Below are 4,211 nucleotides of genomic sequence, written 5' to 3'. Positions count from 1 at the left end.
AGTTTCCATAGTCGCGCCTTTTCGGCAGCGACAGCCTCTGCGATGCCGGCCTCCGCGGCGCGTGAGACGTTCACGTCAAGCCCCTTGGCTTCCTTCATGAGTTTTGAGTCGATCGACAGGTTTGCCGGCTGGCGAACCGCGTTCAAGGCTAGCTTGCGCATTGTGACCTCCGCAGTGTGCGCATAATGTATGCGCATTTGCCCGGCGTAGCAACGACGAAACGGCGTCTGATCGTGCGCCCAGCCCTCCGCTATGGCTTCGGCGTTCGTCGCTCCAATCTACAAATAATTGTCGATCGATCGGCCCGCGGCCGAACGCTCCTCATCCCTCCATTTCTTCCCTTAACATTTCAAGTTCCAGCCATTCCTCCTCAAGCGCGGCCAGCGTGGCTCTTTCCTTGTCGAGGGCGGCGATGGTCTTCTGGAACGAGGCCGGATCGCGCTCGTAATAGGCCGGGTCGGCGATGTTGTCCTCCAGCCGTGAGATCGAGGCGGTCACCGCCTCGATCTTCTTGGGCAGCGATTCCAGCGCGAATTTCTGCTTGAACGACAGTTTCTTTGCCGGGCCCTTCGGCGCAGCTGCTTCGGTCCTGGCTGCCGCCGTCGCTTCGCTGGTCTCGGCCTTCGTCCGCGCCTTGCGGTCGTCCAGCCTGGTGCCGCCGCGCTGCGCCAGCATGTCGGAATAGCCGCCGGCATATTCGATCCAGCGGCCGCCGCCGTCCGGCGCGATCAGGCTGGTCACGGTGCGGTCGAGGAAATCGCGGTCGTGGCTGACCAGGATGACGGTGCCGGCAAAACCGGCGACCAGCTCCTGCAGCAGTTCCAGCGTCTCCATGTCGAGATCGTTGGTCGGCTCGTCGAGCACCAGAAGGTTTGCCGGCCGTGCCAGCACGCGGGCCAGCAACAGCCGCGCTCGCTCGCCGCCCGAAAGCTCACGCACCGGCGTGCGCGCCTGTTCCGGTTTGAACAGGAAATCCTTCATGTAGGAGACGACGTGGCGCTGCTCGCCATTGATGACAAGGTTCTCGCCGCGTCCGTCGGTGAGGTATTGCGCCAGTGTCTCTTGCGGATCGACCGCCTCGCGCTTCTGGTCGAGTGTGGCGATCTCCAGATTGGTGCCGAGCCGCACCGTGCCTGAGTCCGGTTTCAATTCGCCGGTCAGCATCTTCAAGAGCGTCGTCTTGCCGGCGCCGTTCGGCCCGACCAAGCCGACGCGGTCGCCGCGCTGAATACGGGTCGAGAAGCCCTTGACCACGGTGAGGTCGCCAAAGCTCTTCTCGATGTTCTTGGCCTCGATCACCAGCTTGCCGGATTCGGCGGCGTCGCTGGCCACCATGGTCGCCGCGCCCTCGGCGCCGCGATGGCCACGAAAGCGCTGGCGCATGGTCTGCAACTCGCCGAGCCGGCGCATGTTGCGCTTGCGTCGCGCCGTCACGCCATAACGCAGCCAGTGCTCCTCGCGCACGATCTGGCGGCCGAGCTTGTGCTGCTCGCGCTCTTCTTCTTCCAGCACCGTGTCGCGCCATTCCTCGAAATGGCCAAAACCCTTGTCGAGACGGCGGGTCTGGCCGCGGTCGAGCCAGACGGTGGCGCGTGACACGCGCTCGAGGAAGCGGCGGTCGTGCGAGATGACAATCAGCGCCGAAGAGGTGCGGGCAAGCTCCTCCTCCAGCCACTCGATGACCGACAGGTCGAGATGGTTGGTCGGCTCATCGAGGAGGAGAATGTCGGGCTCCGGCGCCATGACGCGGGCAAGGGCAGCGCGCCGCGCCTCGCCGCCGGACAGGTCGTTCGGTCGTTCCTCGCCGGACAGGCCGAGATGCTCCATCAGATAGGTGGCGCGGTAGGGATCGTCCGCGGGCCCGAGCCCTGCCTCGACATAGGCGCGGACGCTGGCGAAACCATCCATGTCTGGCATTTGCGGCAGGTAGCGCACTGTCGCCGAAGGCTGGCGGAACACCTCGCCGTCCTGCGGCTCGATCAATCCCGCGGCGATCTTGAGCAGCGTCGACTTGCCCGAACCATTGCGGCCGACCAAAGCGATCTTGTCGCCCGCCGACGCTGTCAGTTCCGCCCCGTCGAGCAGCGGCGTGCCACCGAAGGTCAGTTGTATCCCGTCGAGATTGAGAAGTGGCGGCGCCATGTCAGCTTTCAGGTAGGGGGAAAGGATGGGCGAGCAACAGCGCGCGGCCGCTGCCCAGGGCGATTTCGAGCCGGCCCTTGACCTCGTTGGAAATGGTCAGCGACGAGCCGAACGCCACCTCGACATGGTTCAGCGGCCATTTGGCGCCGGAGACGGTCAGGCCGAAAAGGTCGGAGAAGCCGAGGATCGAAAATAGCGTGCCGTCGGCGTAGTCGAAGCCGGCCTTTCCGGGAAGCAAGGGGATGCCTTCCTGTGCGCCGCTGGTCAAAAGCACCTCTATGCCTGCCTCGGCCAGCCGGATGCTGAGCGCGAGGTGCAGGAAGGCGTGGTCGGTGCGCTTGCCGCCGAACGCGCCGGCGAGCAGGAGCCGGGTCGCGCCGCGTTCGAGCGCAGCGGCGATAGCCAGTTCGCCGTCGGTCTTGTCCTTTTCTGCCGGAAACACCTGGCGAGGCACGGCGGCGAGATCATCCGGCAAATCCGCCGGCACCGAATCGAAGTCGCCGACCCAGAGTTCCGGCGTCAGGCCCAGCGTCCGGGCATGGCCGATGCCGGCGTCGGCGGCGATGACACGGGAGCCTTCGACCTGGCGGTCGAGCAGCGGCGTGCGGATAAGATCGCCGCCAAGCAGGATGGTGAATTTGCTCATATGCGTGGCCCTTACCAGCCCTGCTTGCGAAACGGAAGGCCGCGCTCCGGATACCCTGCAAACTTCAGCTTGCGCAGCACTTCGGCCGGGCCTATGTGTCGAAACGCTCTAACGGGGTGCTGGACGCGATCTTCGCGGACCAGCTGAGAGGCAACCATGCCAACCCGCTGAACCTGATCCGGTTTGTACCGGCGGAGGGATTAGACGTTTCGGACAGCCCGACGCCTCAATTCCTTTCAATGCGAACGAAGGAGGCGCCGATGCGCACGTTTTTATACTCTCTTGTTTCGGCAATGTTGCTTGCGGCGTCCGTTCTCGCCGGCATCGGGCAGGCATCCGCGCAAGAGAAACTCACCGTCTATACCTATGAGAGCTTCACCGCCGAGTGGGGTCCAGGCCCCGCGGTCAAGAAGGCCTTCGAGGCGGAATGCGGCTGTACTCTCGATTTCGTTGCGGTCGCCGACGGCGTCGCGCTGCTCAACCGTGTCAGACTGGAAGGGGCCGCGACCAAGGCCGACATCGTGCTCGGCCTCGACACCAATCTGACGGCGGAAGCCAAGGCCACCGGCCTGTTTTCGCCGCATGGCCCGGTGTCGGACGTCAAGGTGCCGGGCGGCTGGAGCGACGATATTTTTGTGCCGTTCGACTATGGCTATTTTGCCGTCGTTTACGACACCGAAAAGCTGAAGACCCCGCCGAAAAGCCTGAAGGAATTGGTCGAGGGCAGTGCCGATGAGAAGATCGTCATCCAGGATCCGCGCACCTCGACGCCCGGTCTAGGCCTGCTGTTGTGGGTGAGGTCGGTCTATGGCGACAAGGCGCCGGAAGCCTGGGCCAAGCTCAGGGCAAAGGTGCTCACCGTGACGCCGGGCTGGAGCGAGGCCTATGGCCTGTTCACCAAGGGCGAGGCGCCGATGGTGCTGTCCTATACCACGTCGCCGGCCTATCACATGGTCGCCGAAAACACCGAACGCTATCAGGCGGCGTCCTTCGAGGAGGGCGCGTATCTGCAGATCGAGGTTGCCGGCATCACCACGACTGGTGCGAAGAATCCGCTGGCGGAAAAGTTCCTGGCCTTCATGACCGGGCCGAAATTCCAGGATGTCATCCCCGAGACCAACTGGATGTTCCCTGCCGGCAAGACCGACAAGCCGCTCAACCCAGCCTTCGACAAGCTCGTCAAGCCGACCAAGGCCTTGCTGTTCAGCCCCGAAGAGGTCGCCGCCAACCGCAAGGCCTGGGTCGACGAATGGCTGGCGGTGATGAGCAAATAGCTTCTGATTGACGATGATCACTCTACGGCGCCCCCCTCTGTCCTGCCGGACATCTCCCCCACGAGGGGGGAGATCGGCCATCATGCCGGCTTTCGCCAATCTCCGACATTGCCGGAATGAGCGGAGCGCTGAACCTGCCAATCTCCCGC

Annotated in this window: 4 protein-coding genes and 1 riboswitch; of the genes, 1 reads left to right on the top strand and 3 read right to left on the bottom strand. The window is 64.0% G+C overall.

The window, feature by feature from the left end; all coding sequences use genetic code 11:
* From EOB36_RS35900 to EOB36_RS33255, 3 genes are all read right to left on the bottom strand, one after another.
* Nucleotides 1-161 (bottom strand): type II toxin-antitoxin system CcdA family antitoxin (locus tag EOB36_RS35900; RefSeq protein WP_164897701.1); only part of this gene is annotated, 161 nt, incomplete at its 3' end.
* A gap of 160 nt (nucleotides 162-321) precedes the next feature.
* Nucleotides 322-2,142, bottom strand: a complete 1,821-nt coding sequence (locus tag EOB36_RS33260; protein WP_128286557.1) for an ABC-F family ATP-binding cassette domain-containing protein — start codon at nucleotides 2,140-2,142, stop codon at nucleotides 322-324.
* Between the two features lies 1 nt (nucleotide 2,143).
* A complete protein-coding gene (locus tag EOB36_RS33255; RefSeq protein WP_095487371.1) occupies nucleotides 2,144-2,788 on the bottom strand; it encodes a thiamine diphosphokinase in 645 nt (214 codons plus the stop codon).
* A 102-nt stretch (nucleotides 2,789-2,890) separates the two neighbouring features.
* Nucleotides 2,891-3,005, top strand: a riboswitch (TPP riboswitch).
* A 43-nt stretch (nucleotides 3,006-3,048) separates the two neighbouring features.
* Between EOB36_RS33255 and thiB the strand changes: the two genes are divergently transcribed.
* Complete coding sequence (thiB, locus tag EOB36_RS33250) at nucleotides 3,049-4,062, top strand: thiamine ABC transporter substrate binding subunit (protein ID WP_095487681.1); 1,014 nt, start codon at nucleotides 3,049-3,051, stop codon at nucleotides 4,060-4,062.
* Nucleotides 4,063-4,211 lie beyond the last annotated feature (149 nt).

Origin of the sequence: Mesorhizobium sp. M6A.T.Cr.TU.017.01.1.1, from assembly GCF_004023115.1 — a bacterium.
Taxonomy (GTDB): domain Bacteria; phylum Pseudomonadota; class Alphaproteobacteria; order Rhizobiales; family Rhizobiaceae; genus Mesorhizobium; species Mesorhizobium mediterraneum.
The sequence above is the reverse complement of the archived record's forward strand: the minus strand, read 5'-3'. Positions and strand labels throughout refer to the sequence as shown.

Bases quoted from the DNA above. Each gene is read 5' to 3' on its own strand.
- thiB (WP_095487681.1), top strand. From the start codon at position 3,049: ATGCGCACGTTTTTATACTCTCTTGTTTCGGCAATGTTGCTTGCGGCG.
- EOB36_RS33255 (WP_095487371.1), bottom strand. From the start codon at position 2,788: ATGAGCAAATTCACCATCCTGCTTGGCGGCGATCTTATCCGCACGCCG.
- EOB36_RS33260 (WP_128286557.1), bottom strand. From the start codon at position 2,142: ATGGCGCCGCCACTTCTCAATCTCGACGGGATACAACTGACCTTCGGT.